The following is a 15,517-nucleotide window of genomic DNA, read 5'->3' as shown; positions in this document are numbered from 1 at the left end:
TTAACCTCGGAAGAAGGTATCCGAATGCGGAAGAAACGACCAATAGAACCGGAAGCCGTATTTGGGCAAATGAAGTTTGACAAATCATATTACCGGTTCCGTCATAAAGGAAAAGACAAAGTCGCTATGGATTTTGCCATCTTTGCTATTGCCTTCAACATGGGGAAAATGCACAAAACCAGGCAAAACCAGGCATTTTTATTTCAAAATACGCCTCAAAATAGTCAAGACCTGGTTATTCCCCTATTCGTTGAACCCATCTGGTTGAAAATACAGCTCATGCAGAAAAATCGAGACTGTATTACAAAACTTGCAGCCTAATAAAATAAAAAAAGAGGATGACCTTTTGGGACACCCTCGTGCGAATTCCTTCAGTAAAAAAGCAGAACCACCCGGCAATCCGGGCGCTGTAATAGTGAACACCTAAAAAGACAGCCCCAACCGGATGCTGATTCCACCTGCAAAAAAAGAGGGACCTTGTTCGGGCCCCTCGTTCAACTATCCTGAAAAAAATTTCAAAAGGTACGTTCACTAACCAATTCACCGGAAGCATCATATTTCTTCCAGGTACCGGATTTCTCTCCGTTTACATAGCTCATCTCGTAAATCAGGTTTCCGTTGTCGTCCCACACTTTCCATTCGCCATGTTTATGGCCATCCTGGTAGTTGGCAACAGCTACCTTCACCTCGTTTTCGTTATAGGTGATCCAGGTTCCGTCCATTTTATTCATTTTATAGGAACGGATCTCGTTCAGTTTGCCATCCTCGAAATAAACACGGACTTCGCCGTCTTTTAACCCGTTCAACAGGTTGAGGGTAACTTTTTTGTTGCCGTTCTCAAAAAAGGTGTTGTACACACCCGTGTAAGGAGTTGAATCGGTGTAATATACGCCTTCAATCTCGGTAACTTGCTGTGCGATGGTATAGCTTGTAAAAAACAGGAACAACCCGAATAATGTGATAAATTTTCTCATAACGACCTCCTTCTTCTTAATGGGTGATTTTTAGCTCTAATGTTAAGACAAAGTTAAGAGCAAAACCCTGGGATTAACAAATAATTAACGTTAAATTTCTTTCTCCCCGTGCAGATTTAATATTTGGCTCAAGAATCCATCTCCCCAACAAATTATACAACTCCCTCAAATACAAGGATTAAAACTGCTGCATATAAAAAAACCGCCTCTGCTCTCAGAAGCGGTCGCCAATCTTAAGTATATGAAATAAACCAATCAACTTAATTTGAAGACTTCAAACTAATATTTACCTGGTTTGCGTTGAGACGAAGCTCGAGATCTTCCAGCGAATTGTTTTCGTACGAGATGTAAGATGCTGTCAGATTGTAGGTTCCGGGTTTCAGATTTTCGAAGGTATATTTGCCATCGAAATCGGTATAAACCACCTGATCGGTTTCTTCCAGCGTAACTTTCACGCCCACCAAAGCTTCGTGGGTCAGCTGATCAACCACTTCGCCACTCAAAACGGTGAGCACGGCGTTATCGGCTGTAGTTTCGTTTTTACCTTCTTTATTTCCGGCAGTTGCAACGGCAACCAACCCAATGAATAAAATGCTTAAAAATAGATTTTTCATTTCTGTCCTTATTTTACACTTACAAAACTACAGCATAAGAATTACAGCATCGTTGCAGAAAGATTAAAATACAATTAAACAGGATATAAAAATAAGCCCCGGATCAATCGACCCGGGGCTTGACAAATTTACGGGAATTGAAGTCACTGCTTCAATTATCTTTCAACCGGCAGTTGTTCTTAGAAAATCGTTACACCAGTGGCAATGGTGTTCAATGCATCAGACAACCAGCTTGGTTTATCTTTACCGTTTCCGGCGCCGGTAGCTGTGTCGCTCTCAGTCATTGACAAGCCGCTAACAGCTTTTGTTTGACCGGCTGCCATATCAATAAACCTGGCATTGGTAACCACAATTTCATTGGCTGCAATACGGGCAGCAGCATCGGTGTCGCTTGAATCGATGTAAAATTGCGCCTGTGTTTTAGCGGCATTCAACCCACCAATCACAATATTGTCGATCGTTTGTTTACCGCCACCTTCTTTAAAGTAATAAGGTTTTTCACCCATACCATATACGGTAATATTGGTAATGGTGGCATCGGTCATTGGGTTGGTCGCACCATAATTGTCGCCGTTGTTTGAACCTTCGATACCGGATTTGGCTGAGTTCAGGGCAAACCAATAATTACCGGTTCCGCTCCAGCCATCAGCAAAGTCAATACCATCATCACCACTTTCAACCGACAACAAGTGAGAAGCGTTTACGGTACCACCGAAGAATTCCATACCATCGTCGCCGCCTTTGTAGGAAACAACGTAGTCGATAGTTGTTCCGCTACCTACGCCAAAGCAAGAAAGACCATTAAATTCTTTGGTATCAGAATATTTGTAACCGGTATATTCCAGACGCAGATAGGTAATTGAACCAGAGTTATCGTCGGCAACAGTACCACCATAAGAAAGGCCTGACACTTCTGCTCCGGCAGTACCACTGTCTGACTTGTTGGTAGGAGCTTTTCCGCAAACAACCAAACCACCCCACGACTCCGTAGCTTTAACCGAGCTTGTCATGATCACGGGCTCTGTAGCCGTACCGTTAACAAAGATCTTACCACCCTGGGCAACAGCAATGTAGCGAACTACAGAATTGGCTTCGGTTGGTTCACTGGCTTCCAGAACCGTTCCGGCAGGGATCGTTAACGAACCACCATTAGCAACGATCAAAGCACCGTCCAGAATGTAATTATTAGTAGCACTTAATTCAACATCCGTTGTAATTTCACCGGATAATTTGATAGTAGCCACGGCTGCATCACCAAAAACAGTGTTTGTTCCATCCACATTATTCAAGGCATCGGGCATCCAGCTTGGTTTGTTAATGCCATTTCCGGCACCGGTAGCTCCAGCATTTTCAACAAATGTCAGTCCATCAACAGCTTTTGACTGACCTTCGGCCATTCCAACAAAGCTAACGTTGGTAATCGTAATATCACCGGCAGCAATACGAGCAGCAGCATTTGCATCAGAAGCGTCAGCATAGAAAAAAGACTGAGCTTTGCTTGCTGCCAATCCACCCAACACAATATTGTCGATAGTTTGTACACCAGCACCTTCCTTGAAATAGAACGGCTTTTCACCCATTCCGTAAATAGTCAGGTTATTCAAAGTAGCTGTGGTCATCGGAGTTGCAGCGCCATTATCGCCATTGTTTGAACCTTCGATACCGGATTTTGCTGAGTTGATGGCCACCCAATATTCGCCGGTGCCACTCCAACCATCAGCAAAGTCAATACCGTCGTCACCACTGTCAACCGACACCAGGTGAGACGCATTTACTGTACCGCCAAAAAATTCAATACCATCATCCCCACCTTTGTAAGAAACAACATAGTCGATGGTTGTTCCGCTTCCCACACCAAAGCAGGAAAGACCGTTGAATTCCTTTTCGTCGGTGTATTTGTAACCGGTATATTCCAAACGCAGGTAAGTAATTGAACCAGAGTTATCGTTGGCAACATCGCCACCGTAGGAAAGGCCTGATACTTCGGCCCCGGCAGAACCACTGTCTGACTTATTGGTAGGCGCTTTACCGCACACAACCAAACCACCCCACGACTCTGTTTCTTTAACCTCGCTGGTCATAACTACCGGGCTGCCGGCAGTACCATTCACATAAATTTTCCCACCTTGAGCCACCGCGATATAACGGACGGTTGGATTAGCAGAAGTAGTTTGAGTAGCCTCAATTACCGTTCCGGCAGGAATGGTCAGCGTAGCTCCCTCTTCCACAATCAGAGCTCCTGTTAATTTGTAGGTCACTGAAGCATCGAGTGTGACATTATCTCCGGCTGCAAGAGTTCCCTGCAAGTTTTCTGAATCAACCTGGAACCCCGGATCAATTGGATCATCACCGTTGTCGCAACTGTTGAAACCAACAACTGCCAACGCAAAAATCATCAAATAAGCAAGTTTTTTCATTTCTTCAAATTTTAGTTACAATGTGATTTTTAAATTTTATTCTGATTAGAAGTCATAAGAAATACCAAAACTGAGTTTTGTTCCTTTTTGGTAAGAGCGAACAATGAAATGTTGTGTTTCATTTTCCTGAACACGTTCAAAATCCGGATTCAGGATATTTTTAGCACTCAGGCTTAAGCCCAACCGCTTCAACTTAGCTTTCAATACAAAATCAAGGTTGTGAAAGGCTTTATCCACCTGATTACCCAGAGATGAGTACCCAATCAGGTACAATCGATCGGAAGTGTAACCGTAAACTACAGTAGGAGTTAGCGAGTTATTAAAATCGTTCCATTTCAAGGTATAACTCAGACTGGCATTGGCAATAATCGGCGCTGCCCCTTCCAGTTCTTCACTGGCTCTTCCAAAGTTAGCATTTACGCTTCCGTTACTTTCCCTGTTAATCTTTTCCGTATCCAGTTCCTGGTTGGTATGCATCAAGGTCAGGTTGGCCGACAGAAAGAGTTTTTGCGATTTCGATCCATTTTCTGCGCTATACAGGGTTTTCCGGCCTTCAATTTCCACCCCGTATATTTTGGCCCAGTCACCGGTATTGGCATAGGTAAAATCATTGGATGCCGATGCCATGACAAACTTGTTCATCGGATCGACGATATATTTACCAAAAGCCGTTACTGAAAACAATTCTCCGTTTTTGGGAAAATATTCCCACTTCAAATCGGCGTTATAGTCCTTTGAGGGATAAAGATATTCGTTACCAACCGTGGCATCGGTGATTCCTTCGAAGAGAAATACAGCCGTTTCTTTAAACTGAGGTAAAGTGTGCGTAACACCAGACGAAAATCGAAGATTGGCTTTGTCGGTTACTGCATATTTTAAGGAAAGACTTGGGAACAAGTTGGTTTCATTGAATTCCCCTTCGCCTTCTTTCAAAACCGTTTTAAACTGAATAGTTTGACTGATATTCTCGACCCGCAAACCGGCCGACATTAACAGTTTCGGACTAAGATCGTACTCCAAGCTGGTGTACCCGCTGTTGATCAGCTGTTCTCCTTCGTAGGTTGACGACAGAATAAAGTTGCTTGAGAATGTCCGTACCTGAAAATCACCCTCCTGCAGATTCTCGCCGTTAAAATAGGAATCAATATCCAGCACATCAACAACCTGGTTGTTGATGATTTTGTGGTTAAACTGCGTAGCGATAAAACCTCTTGTTTTGTATTTGCCTGAGTAGCCCACAGTAAACTTCCCGCGGTAATCTGCTTTACCGACCGGCTGGCCAAATTTATAGTCTAAGCTTATATTGCCTGCAAATTCGTCTTCGGTAAGTTCGTGAAAATAACGGTTGTTATTGGCCTGGTCATTGGTGCCAAAAGCTTTCCTGTCAGCATCTGGTCCGTCCAGTGTATTGTGTCGCCTGTCGGGCAATGTGTTTTGCACATTGTTATAAGCGACACCCCATTTAAAGTCCATTTTCTTGTTGATGTTGTGTTCACCCAAAAATTGGTTAACCAGCACCATCGTCCGTTCGAATTCAGACCGGCGCACCAAACCCCCTTCTTCAGCCAAATCGATGATAAAACCTCGCAGGTTTTTCAGGCTTTGATCGGAAGTATTCAGCAAAATAGAATTGAAATAGTAGTTGCTTTTCTTTTGGGAGTAGTTCAGGTTAACCATTGCGGTGGTTTGAGTTTGGTAACCAAACTCTTCGCCTTCCAAATCGGCACGAACAAAGTTACTTCCATTCACTTTTCGCTCAATCAGGTCGGTAAAGTTGAATTCGTTATCAAACGAAAGAGTTGCAAAACTGCGTAATGAGGAGTTATTGAATTCAATTGTTTTTCCTCCGGCCAACGAGAAACCGGCATTGGGATAAACCGTTTTTTCCTCCGGGTTCCAGTTGAACTTAAAGTTATTGTACGAATCAAGCGAAGTTGGAGCCGAGGCATTGTGAAACCCAAAGAATCCGGGGCCATCCTGCAGATAAAACACATCCGTATTCAAAATTTCTGAATTCATTCCTGTTTTCATTCCCAGACTCAGAAAGTTATCTCCAACATGTTTTTTCGAGGATATATCAATATTGGCGCCGGCAAAGTCACTGTTCATGCGGGCCGTGAAAACTTTCTCAACGCTTATAAATTCAATGATGTCGGTAGAAAAAAGTTCGAGGTCGATGTTCTTATATTCGGCATTGTTCGAAGGCAAAGGCAAACCATTTAGGGAAGTAGTATTGTACCGATCGCCCAGCCCGCGAATGTTAAGGGTTTTTGAACCTTCCTGCTTGGTAATACCCGTTATTTTGGTAGCTGCCGATGCAGCATCCGACACTCCCTGATTGGACAGTTGTTGCGCTCCGATCGATTCTTTACTGATGGCTGCATCTTTCTGATCAAGCAACAACATGGATTCCGACTCCCGATTGGCCTTGGCCACAACTTTTACATCTTCAATTTCAACAGTCGATTCCCCCAGGTCAAAATTGAGCTCAACCGTATTGCCCGCCTGAATCAAAATGTTCTTGAGCAATTTCGTTTCGTAAGAAATAAAGGAGCAACGAATGTTGTAGGTCCCGGGGGTAATGTTGCCCAGCACATAGTTGCCGTCAAAATCTGTAATTGTTCCAGTAGTTGTCCCCTCAAGCATGATTGTCGCACCAACCAGGGGTTCCTTTGATTTTTCATCGGTCACCAGACCTTTAATCGTTCCTTTTTGTGCAACCGCTAGTATCGATAAGAACACAAAAAGCTTTAGCAGTACTAATCTTCTAATTCCCATAAAAATTTGTCGTATGTTATAATAAGAGATCATTTTAACTAAGTCAGCACCGAACTTATCATCTCAGCTTTTTCTTACCTGCTGTTTTTGTTTGATTAAGTTTGGGTTTCATTGGCAAAATGGTAGTCCTTTCATCCATCGGGCAGAGTCCCCATAATTTTGTAACAACAAGATCGGTTTCTCAGGAAATAATCCCTTTTTTCACGCTGCTAAGTACGACCTATTATATTACAGGGCGATTAAGGTTCCTATACTCTTGTGTTACATTGCTGTCACAAAACGATTATATGGGATGGGGAGCTCTGTCGTGTATCTCACTGATATAAAAAAAGTTCCCGGATCATATGCAGATCCGGGAACGTTGTTATTATACTGTTAAGATATGATTACGCCAGTGTTATTCCTTGGCCAGGGAGAAGAGGAACTCCAAACCGCCCTCGATTCGGTTGCGCACCGATATTTCACCTTTATGTAATTGTACGGCATTCTTCACAATGGCCAGACCCAGCCCGGTGCCGCCGCCGTTTTCGCGTGTGCGGCCTTCCTCAACCCGGTAAAAGCGTTCGAAAATACGGCCCAGGTGTTCCTCCGGAATTCCTTTCCCGCTATCGGAATAGCTGAAGTAATAAAATTTCTCGTCCTCCAGGTATTGCCTGATCTGGATCGTGACGCCCTTCCCGGCATAGTTAATCGAGTTTTCGATGAAGTTCTGGAAGATGGAGGCCAGCAGGCTGTCGTTTCCATACACCGCCACTTTTTCGTCGATGGCCAGCTGCACCAGGATGTTTTTCTCGTTCAGGCGCGACTCCAGGTTTTCAATCACATCGTGAACCAGCGGGCGTAGCTTGGTTTTCTTGAACTCGAACAAATCACCGGCATCCTCAATGTTGTTCAGCAGCGAGATGTCGTTGAGCAGATCGTTCAGGCGTTCGCTCTGTAAAAAGGCCCGCTCAATAAAATAGTGCAGTTTTTCTTTGGGCAGGTTTTTATTGTTCAGGATGGTTTCCAGGTAGCCTTTCACCGATGCCAGCGGCGTTTTCAACTCGTGGGCAATGTTCGACGTCAGCTGTTGTTTCAGCAAACGGCGCTTTTCGGGCCGGGTAATATCTTCAATGAGCACCTCAAAACTTTTATCGGCAAAAACAATCCCCTGCACCTTAAAGTACATTTCATTTTTGGCAACGGTAATATGCACATGCGGCGGGTTTTTCGGGCTAATCAGCACGTCGGACTGCAAGTACTTTTCCAATTTTTCGATCAACGGTTTAAACTCGGGTATGTCGAAAAGGGAATCAGCGGAAATGGTTGAGCGTTCCGAAATCAGGTTGATAAAATGAACGAAATGACTGTTCGCCAGTATCTTTTCTTTATTGACCGTGAAGAAAGCGATCCCCTCATTCAGGGCATAAAGGTGGTTGAACAAACGTTCCTTCTCAGCGCTCAGATCATCTTTGGCGCGTTTCAGCCGGTCGTAAATCCGCACAATCTGACGACGAATGTCGCCAAACTCCGAATCGGGGAAACTGATATCGGGATCGATATTTTCTTCTTTTCCTGCCCGCACCGCAAAGTCGCGCAGTTTGGTGATAAACTCGCCCAACCGGCGGGTTACCACATACAGCAAAAGCCACATGAACAGGAACAGCGCGATCATGAAAAAGATGAACAGGCGTTCCGTTTTCAGGAAATTCTTGATGTCGATATCGTAAACCACGGCGCACCGCACAAAATAGCTGTCGTAAAGCCGGGCGTAATAATAGAAATCCTGACCGGTAGTGCCCGAATGGCGGATATTGCCACCCGTGCCAGCATACAATGCCTTTTGCACTTCGGGGCGTAACAGGTGGTTTTCCATCTTCTCAAACTCGGGAACAAAACTGTCATACAGCACTTTGCCATGTTTATCGATGACGGTGATGCGGGTGTTTGCCTCGGGGATCAGGTACACCATCGAATCCAGCAGCCTGAAGTCTCCGCCGGGCATCAAACCATGGTGATCGACATACCGGTGTGTTATCTCGGCAATGTTGTCGAGCGTACTTTCCAGCTGCCCGGTACGGTAACGTTTTTCGCGATTATACTGAAAGGCAAGAATGGAAACGGTAAACAGCGTAAAGGCAGCAAAAAAGTATAAGAAGATGCGTTGCTGATAGGTTCTGTGTTTTAACACGTTGGTCATATTATACAGGTATTTAAGGCTCAATTTTTACTTTTCGAAACAATAGCCATAACCGGACCGGCCAATGATGGAACTGCCGTAATCGCCAATCTTTTTGCGTAACCGGGCGATGTTTACATCCACGTTTCGCTCGGTTACAATCACATCGTTGCTCCAGATGCGGTTCAGAATTTCTTGCCGGGAAATAAATTTACCCTGGTTTTTCATCAACAAAATCAGGATCTCAAATTCTTTCCGGGTCAGGTTCACCGGGGTGCCGTCAATGGTCGTTAATTTCCGGTTGATGTCCAGTTTCAACCCATCGGCCTGGAGCGTGGTAGAAGGCTCAGCAGTCGCCCGTCCCCGCTTCAGGATGGCCCGGATGCGCACAATCACTTCCTTGATGGAGAACGGCTTGATGATGTAATCGTCGCCCCCCACATTGAAGCCGGTCAGCAAATCGTTTTCCGAATCTTTGGCCGTCAGGAAAATGATAGGTACATCCAGCTCGCGCTCCTTGCGTACAATATCGGCCATTTTATAGCCCGACATGCCGCCCATCATCACATCCAGCAAAATAAGGTGATAACTTTCGAGCGGCTTAGTGAGCGCTTCTTCGGCCGAACTGGCCACGTCAATCTCAAACCCTTCGCTCGAGAGGTTAAACTGCAGGATCTCGCGCAGGTCCTGCTCGTCGTCAACAACTAATATACGGGGTATAAAGTCCATGTTACTCTTCGAGTTTATGGTGCCTGATGTCTTTTCCTTCAATCGAATAAATAGCCGCTTCGGCAATGTTGGTGGCGTAATCGCCAATCCGCTCCAGGTTCGACATCATTTCCTTAATGGTAATAATACTGATCAGCAGGTGCTTGTTCTTTTCTTCCGAATCGGCCTTATTCACCAGTTTCTTCAACATTTTATTGTTGATCTCGTCCATGATGGCGTCGTTCTTGATGGTCCAGATGGCCAGTTCCCGGTCGTCGTTGGTATAGGCCAGCAAGGCTTTGCGCACCATTTTATGGCTCAGGATGGCTGTGTTCGACAGCACTTCGTGAAAGTTCTGGTAAATCTCTTCCGTTTTAATTTTCTTGATGAACTCGGTAATGTTAATCACCAGATCACCAATCCGCTCCAGGTTAATCAGGATGCGGTAACAGGCAATAATACGGCGCAAATCGCTGGCCACCGGCTTTTGCAGCACGATGGTGTTGACAATCTTATCGCTCAGTTTCACCTCCGCCTTATCAATCTCCTTTTCGTTTTTGGTAACGAACGACAACACCTCATTCGGAATGCTCAGCTCGCCCGAGGTGACAAAGTGCTCCATGTAATCCAATTGTTCGAGAACAACATTGGCCAGTTTCTCAAAGTCGGCCTGGATTTCCAGAATGGATTCATCTTTTTTTATGGTCATGATCGAATTTTTTTAAAGTTACAATTGTAATTAACCGAATTTGCCCGTCAGGTATTGTTCCGTACGGGGGTCTTTGGGGTTGGTAAACATGTTTTTGGTTTTCCCGTATTCTACCAACTCTCCAAGATACATAAATAATGAATAATCCGAAATCCGCGCCGCCTGCGACATATTGTGCGTCACCAGGATGATGGTGTAGTGTTCTTTTAGCTTCACCAGCAGGTCTTCCACCTTGGAAGTGGCTATGGGATCAAGCGCCGAAGTGGGCTCGTCCATCAGGATAATTTCGGGGCCGAATGCCAGCGCCCGGGCAATGCACAGGCGTTGTTGCTGCCCGCCCGACAAGAAGGTGCCCTTTTTGTGCAACGAGTCTTTCACCTCGTCCCACAAGGCCACATCGCGCAGCGAACGTTCCACGATTTCGTCTTTCTCCTTCTTTTTCAGACTATTCCCGTTCAGCTTGTAGCCGGCAATCACGTTGTCGAAAATGCTCATGGTCGGGAACGGGTTGGGGCGCTGAAAAACCATGCCCATTTGCCGCCTCAGCTTAATGGTGGACATGTCGTAAATGTTTTCTTCGTGCAGAAGGACTTTCCCTTCCGTGGTAATATTCTCGTACAGCTCGTGCATACGGTTCAGGGCGCGCAGCAAGGTACTTTTACCGCATCCCGATGGCCCCATGATAGCCGTCACGGTATTCTTTTTGATATCGACCGTCACGTTCTTCACCGCGTAGTTTTTATCGTAGGCGATGGACAAGTCTCGGATCGACAAGGCCGGATTCTTTATTTCAGCAATGGTTTGTGTCATTTCTTTATCCAGTAATATTCTCAGCGAGAAACAATAATAACTAACAGGTCTGAGACCTTATCTGCGTTTGGCCGCAAATTGTTTCGAAACAATGTTCAGCGTTAAAACAAAGGCCATCAGCAAGAGCGATGAGCTCCAGATCAAACCAATCATATTGGGGTCGTTGTAAAATTCCCAAATCAACAGAGGGACGGCGCTGGTGGGTTTGGTCACATCCAGGTTGATGGTACTGCTTCCCAGGGCAGTGAGCATCAACGGTGCCGTTTCGCCCAGAATACGCGAGATACCCAGCAAAATACCGGTCAACAAGCCGCTGTATCCGGTTGGGATCAATACCTTCAGGATCACTTTGTAATACGGCGCGCCTAACGCCAGGGCCGCTTCTTTCAGCGTGATCGGGATCATTTTCAGCGTTTCCTCGGTGGAGCGCACAATCATCGGTAACATCATGATGGCCAGCGAAACGCTCCCGGCCAGGGCCGAAAAGCCCATCGTTACATGTTTCACGATCCACAGATACGAGATCAACCCCAGGACAATGGAGGGGACACCTTGTAAAATATCCGAAATATTCCGGATAAGGTTGGCCATCATCTTTCCCTGGTTTTCATACAAATAGATGCCGGTCAGAACTCCGACGGGGATGGCAATGGCCGATGCCAGCACAATCATGAGCAGCGTGCCGACCAAGCCGTTGGCAATCCCGCCCGGAATGCGTTCGTCGTTGGCGACAGCCGTCATGGCAGCAAAAGTGTCGGGGGTATTCTCAATGATAAAACCCAAGCTGATTTGCTTGTACCCCTCCACAAAAAGTTTGTAAATGATCAGGGCAATCGGCGAAATGGTGACGACCGACAAAAAAATGACCAGCCCCTGAATGAACTTGTCTTTCCAGATTCGTCCGGAAGATTTATCCTGATATGTAGTAGCTTGCAAAGCGTTCACGATCGTTTGTTTAAGTCATTTTCTTAATGATCAGTTTGCCTACCCCGTTCACAATACCGGTGATCAGGAAGAGCAGCAGCCCAATGGCAATGAGCGAACTGAGTTTCAAGCCGTCGGCTTCGCCAAACTGGTTGGCAATGACACTGGCCATGGTATTTCCGGTGCCAAAAAAACTATCGGGCACCCGGTTGGTGTTTCCAATAAGCATGGTCACGGCCATGGTTTCGCCCAGAGCACGCCCAAACGACAAGATGTAGCCGGCCACAATTCCCGACCGGGCAGTGGGAATCGTAACGGTCTGGATCACCTCCAGCCGGGTAGCGCCCAGCGAGTAGGCTGCCTCCTTCAGGTCGTTGGGGACCATGGCGATAATTTCGTTGCTGAGCGAGGTGGCATACGGAATGATCATGATGGCCAGGATCAGGCTGGCGGTGAAAATACCGAAGCCCTGTCCGCCAAACCCAAGGTCGATCATTAGCGGGCGTAATACATAAAAGCCCCACAAGCCATACACAATGGAGGGGATACCGGCCAGCAAATCAACGAGCATGCCCAGGATGCGGGCCACACGGGTACCCTTGTAATATTCGCCCAAAAACAAGGAGGTGGAAAAGGAAAGCGGCAGACTGATCAACAAAGCGGCGAAGGAAGTGAGCAGTGTCCCGGCAATAAACGGCAGGGCCCCGTAAACTTCGCGTCCTTCGGTGGGGTCCCAGTCGCCCGAAACAATAAACTTCAACCCAAATGCTTTGAAAGAAGGTATGGCACCTCCGACCAGCGAAAATACCATACCTGCCGCCAACATTAAAACTAATAAGGAGACCAGGGATAAAACAATCTTTGTGATTTTGTCACTATTCATCGGAATACAATTGTTTCAGCCGGTTTATTTCAGAATGGCTTCTCCGTTGTAGGTTATGCCGCGCAAAATGGCTTTTGCTTTTTCAACGGCCAGGTCGGGTAGCGGGGCATAGTGCACTTTCTCGGCTTCCGCCTGCGCTTTTTCGCTCACCACCCAATCCAGCAGGTTAACTGTTGCCTGCGCCTGCTCCAGGGTACGACTGCCATAGGCTTGTTCTTTGTAAAGGATCAGCCAGGTAAAGCCACTGATCGGATACGATGCCGGATCGGACGAGTTGGTCAGCATGATGCGGGTATCGTCGGGGATGTCGCCCTGAGCCGCTGCGCTGATACTTTCGATGGTTGGCAACACATAGGCGCCGCTGCTGTTTTCCACTTTGGCTGTCTGTATCCGTTGTGCAAACGCAAATTCGGAACCGATATAACCGAGTGCTCCCGAAGTTTGGCTGATGGTACCCGCAACGCCCGGATTTCCTTTGGCGCCCATACCGGTTGGCCAGTTCAGCGATTTCCCGGAACCTACCTGGTCGGCCCACTTTTGGCTAATTTTCGACATGAAGTCGCTGAAAATCTCAGTCGTTCCGCTACCATCCGAACGGTGAACCACCGTGATGGCTACATCCGGAAATTCAATGTCCGGGTTGTTGGCCTTCAGCAACGGATCGTTCCAGTTGGTTACTTCACCCATGAAGATTTTTTCGAGCAGTTCGTTCGACAGTTTCAGGTCGTCAACGCCCGGCAGGTTGTAAGCGATCACCACAGCGCCCAAACAAGTGGGGATGTGTACCACTTCGCCCGGCATTTCGGCCAGCTTGTCGTCGCTCAAAAAGCCGTCGGTAGCGCCAAAGTCAACCACACGGTCGCCCAGGCTGCGCACACCGCCGCCCGAACCAATGCCGCCGTAAGTTACCTGCACTTTGGTTTCGTCGGTGTATTGTTTGAAGATCATGTTGTAAAAAGGCAGCGGAAAGGTAGCCCCGGCAGCCGTCAGGCTGGCGCTGGCACTTTCTGTAGAACCTGCTTTTTGGGACGAATTCTGGCAAGCGCTAAACAACGCAACGGCCAAAACGAGGGATAAAATAATTCTCATGACTATTAATTTTTTGGTTAAAACTTAAACTCACAATTTAAAATGAAGGTAGAAGTGAAATCCTGGCTACCGGCAGCCGGACTCCACCCCTGAAAGTTAGGCGCCACTTTCACGCCTTTCACGGGTGCATATTCAACACCGGCAATGAACAACTCGCCATTTTTGGAAAGGTTCCATTTTTCTGTTTCGCCGGTCAGTTTGTTTGAACTCAGGTTATCGTAACGGCCAAACACTTTTACCTTTTTTGATGCGGTTACCGTGGCATAAACAGAGGCGCCGTTCAGGTCGTGGTTTTCTTTAAAACCGTTGTTAAACTGCTGGTTGTATTCGGCGCCAACCGAAAACTTATCGCCGGCATAACCCACAAAAGTGGCCAGCGATGAAAGTGTTTGCTCTTTCGAACTAAAATCGTAATAAACGCGGCCGGTAAGCTTTTCAACCGGCGATACGGTCACCCCAAACCCGGTGCGTACAACACTGTCGGCCTGAAGTTTTTTGTAGCCCTCGCCGTTGGCGACGATCACATCGGCACTGACAAAATCGGAAAACTTATACGCAACACTGATTCCCAGGTCGGCGCTTGCATTAAACTTATACTCATCCTGAAATGACTTGGCCAAGTACCGATACCCCCAGGCATCCTCCTGCACCTTAAACTGGGTGGTCGAAATTAAACCGAAATTTACCGATAGCTTATCCAACTTGTAGGTGGCAAAAGCATTTTTCACGTAAGCCGTCATTTGCAGGCCGCCAACACCCGGGTCGCCGATGTCAATGGTCGCTTTGGCCGAGAAATTCTTGCTGAATTTGTAGTCGTATCCCAGGTAGAGGCGGGTCAGCTCGAAGGCTGAAGCCGAATTGCCGTCTGAAACTTTCGTGTGGTAATTACTGAAAATTGTCATAAATGGTTTTCCACCCGGTTTAAACTCTTCTGTTGTTTGGGACTGCCCCAATAAAGTCATGCACAGCATGACCAATGTCAATACACTGATGCGTTTCATATACTTAAGATTGAATAAAACATTTAAATTCTTTTCACAGAATCCGTTGACAAATGAATTGCTAATTCATTACAGCGCCATTAATAAAAGATTACAATTCGATTAATTTCGTAATCCGATTTTTATTTCCCGGTTCTACGAAAACCATTACACACTGTTTTACAAATACTTGCCAAATATTTCAAAAATGTTACATCCGCTCATTTTTGTAACATTTGTTTGCAAGTAACAAGATTGGGTGTCAGAGATACGGTACCTGCCAACCACCTCCCCGCTTCGAGAGGCGTCGGTTAATAAACAGAAACAGCTGGCAAACAGAGCCGCTTTCCAGTCCCCCTTCAGATTCCCTTCCCTGGTTTTCTAAGCAAAACCCCCGTAGGCCAGTCCAAAAGCTGACATTCTCTTTCTTCGGCTCCTGACAATTTTAAAAATGCTGCTTCAAGAAGAAAACA

13 protein-coding genes are annotated in these 15,517 nt (G+C 46.3%); 1 reads left to right on the top strand and 12 read right to left on the bottom strand.

Going from position 1 to position 15,517, the window contains the following annotated elements; all coding sequences use genetic code 11:
• A partial coding sequence (locus N2K84_RS19015; RefSeq protein ID WP_282593422.1) for a transposase occupies positions 1 to 321 on the top strand: 321 nt, incomplete at its 5' end.
• Between the two features lie 194 nt (positions 322 to 515).
• Here the strand turns inward: N2K84_RS19015 and N2K84_RS19010 are convergent.
• The 12 genes from N2K84_RS19010 to N2K84_RS18955 all read right to left on the bottom strand — a co-directional run bounded on the left by N2K84_RS19010 (position 516) and on the right by N2K84_RS18955 (position 15,065).
• A complete protein-coding gene (locus N2K84_RS19010) occupies positions 516 to 974 on the bottom strand; it encodes a toxin-antitoxin system YwqK family antitoxin (RefSeq protein WP_282593421.1) in 459 nt (152 codons plus the stop codon).
• A gap of 260 nt (positions 975 to 1,234) precedes the next feature.
• Positions 1,235 to 1,588, bottom strand: a complete 354-nt coding sequence (locus tag N2K84_RS19005) for a carboxypeptidase regulatory-like domain-containing protein (protein ID WP_282593420.1) — start codon at positions 1,586 to 1,588, stop codon at positions 1,235 to 1,237.
• Between the two features lie 179 nt (positions 1,589 to 1,767).
• The gene (locus N2K84_RS19000) at positions 1,768 to 4,005 is read right to left on the bottom strand and encodes a hypothetical protein (RefSeq protein WP_282593419.1); all 2,238 of its coding nucleotides are present in this window, start codon (positions 4,003 to 4,005) and stop codon (positions 1,768 to 1,770) included.
• 45 nt (positions 4,006 to 4,050) lie between these two features.
• The gene (locus tag N2K84_RS18995; protein WP_282593418.1) at positions 4,051 to 6,783 is read right to left on the bottom strand and encodes a TonB-dependent receptor; all 2,733 of its coding nucleotides are present in this window, start codon (positions 6,781 to 6,783) and stop codon (positions 4,051 to 4,053) included.
• Between the two features lie 397 nt (positions 6,784 to 7,180).
• Complete coding sequence (gene phoR, locus N2K84_RS18990; protein WP_282593417.1) at positions 7,181 to 8,962, bottom strand: sensor histidine kinase; 1,782 nt, start codon at positions 8,960 to 8,962, stop codon at positions 7,181 to 7,183.
• Positions 8,963 to 8,989: 27 nt separating this feature from the next.
• The gene (phoB, locus tag N2K84_RS18985; protein WP_282593416.1) at positions 8,990 to 9,670 is read right to left on the bottom strand and encodes a two-component system response regulator PhoB; all 681 of its coding nucleotides are present in this window, start codon (positions 9,668 to 9,670) and stop codon (positions 8,990 to 8,992) included.
• 1 nt (position 9,671) lies between these two features.
• Positions 9,672 to 10,358 carry a phosphate signaling complex PhoU family protein gene (locus tag N2K84_RS18980; RefSeq protein ID WP_282593415.1) on the bottom strand — a complete coding sequence of 229 codons (687 nt, stop codon included), beginning with the start codon at positions 10,356 to 10,358 and terminating at the stop codon, positions 9,672 to 9,674.
• Between the two features lie 30 nt (positions 10,359 to 10,388).
• Entirely contained in the window at positions 10,389 to 11,168 is a 780-nt protein-coding gene (gene pstB, locus N2K84_RS18975; RefSeq protein ID WP_282593414.1) for a phosphate ABC transporter ATP-binding protein PstB, read from the bottom strand.
• 57 nt (positions 11,169 to 11,225) lie between these two features.
• Complete coding sequence (gene pstA / locus N2K84_RS18970) at positions 11,226 to 12,113, bottom strand: phosphate ABC transporter permease PstA (protein ID WP_282593413.1); 888 nt, start codon at positions 12,111 to 12,113, stop codon at positions 11,226 to 11,228.
• A gap of 10 nt (positions 12,114 to 12,123) precedes the next feature.
• Positions 12,124 to 12,975 carry a phosphate ABC transporter permease subunit PstC gene (gene pstC / locus N2K84_RS18965; RefSeq protein ID WP_282593412.1) on the bottom strand — a complete coding sequence of 284 codons (852 nt, stop codon included), beginning with the start codon at positions 12,973 to 12,975 and terminating at the stop codon, positions 12,124 to 12,126.
• 24 nt (positions 12,976 to 12,999) lie between these two features.
• On the bottom strand, positions 13,000 to 14,064 hold the full coding sequence (pstS, locus tag N2K84_RS18960) for a phosphate ABC transporter substrate-binding protein PstS (protein ID WP_282593411.1): 1,065 nt from the start codon (positions 14,062 to 14,064) through the stop codon (positions 13,000 to 13,002).
• Between the two features lie 17 nt (positions 14,065 to 14,081).
• Positions 14,082 to 15,065 carry a porin gene (locus N2K84_RS18955; RefSeq protein ID WP_282593410.1) on the bottom strand — a complete coding sequence of 328 codons (984 nt, stop codon included), beginning with the start codon at positions 15,063 to 15,065 and terminating at the stop codon, positions 14,082 to 14,084.
• Positions 15,066 to 15,517 lie beyond the last annotated feature (452 nt).

This window comes from Gaoshiqia sediminis (genome assembly GCF_025907915.1).
Taxonomy (GTDB): Bacteria; Bacteroidota; Bacteroidia; order Bacteroidales; family Prolixibacteraceae; genus Gaoshiqia; species Gaoshiqia sediminis.
The sequence above is the reverse complement of the archived record's forward strand: the minus strand, read 5'-3'. Positions and strand labels throughout refer to the sequence as shown.

Coding starts and splice junctions, on each gene's coding strand:
- N2K84_RS19010 (WP_282593421.1), bottom strand. CDS start 974: ATGAGAAAATTTATCACATTATTCGGGTTGTTCCTGTTTTTTACAAGC.
- N2K84_RS19005 (WP_282593420.1), bottom strand. CDS start 1,588: ATGAAAAATCTATTTTTAAGCATTTTATTCATTGGGTTGGTTGCCGTT.
- N2K84_RS19000 (WP_282593419.1), bottom strand. CDS start 4,005: ATGAAAAAACTTGCTTATTTGATGATTTTTGCGTTGGCAGTTGTTGGT.
- N2K84_RS18995 (WP_282593418.1), bottom strand. CDS start 6,783: ATGGGAATTAGAAGATTAGTACTGCTAAAGCTTTTTGTGTTCTTATCG.
- phoR (WP_282593417.1), bottom strand. CDS start 8,962: ATGACCAACGTGTTAAAACACAGAACCTATCAGCAACGCATCTTCTTA.
- phoB (WP_282593416.1), bottom strand. CDS start 9,670: ATGGACTTTATACCCCGTATATTAGTTGTTGACGACGAGCAGGACCTG.
- N2K84_RS18980 (WP_282593415.1), bottom strand. CDS start 10,358: ATGACCATAAAAAAAGATGAATCCATTCTGGAAATCCAGGCCGACTTT.
- pstB (WP_282593414.1), bottom strand. CDS start 11,168: ATGACACAAACCATTGCTGAAATAAAGAATCCGGCCTTGTCGATCCGA.
- pstC (WP_282593412.1), bottom strand. CDS start 12,975: ATGAATAGTGACAAAATCACAAAGATTGTTTTATCCCTGGTCTCCTTA.
- pstS (WP_282593411.1), bottom strand. CDS start 14,064: ATGAGAATTATTTTATCCCTCGTTTTGGCCGTTGCGTTGTTTAGCGCT.
- N2K84_RS18955 (WP_282593410.1), bottom strand. CDS start 15,065: ATGAAACGCATCAGTGTATTGACATTGGTCATGCTGTGCATGACTTTA.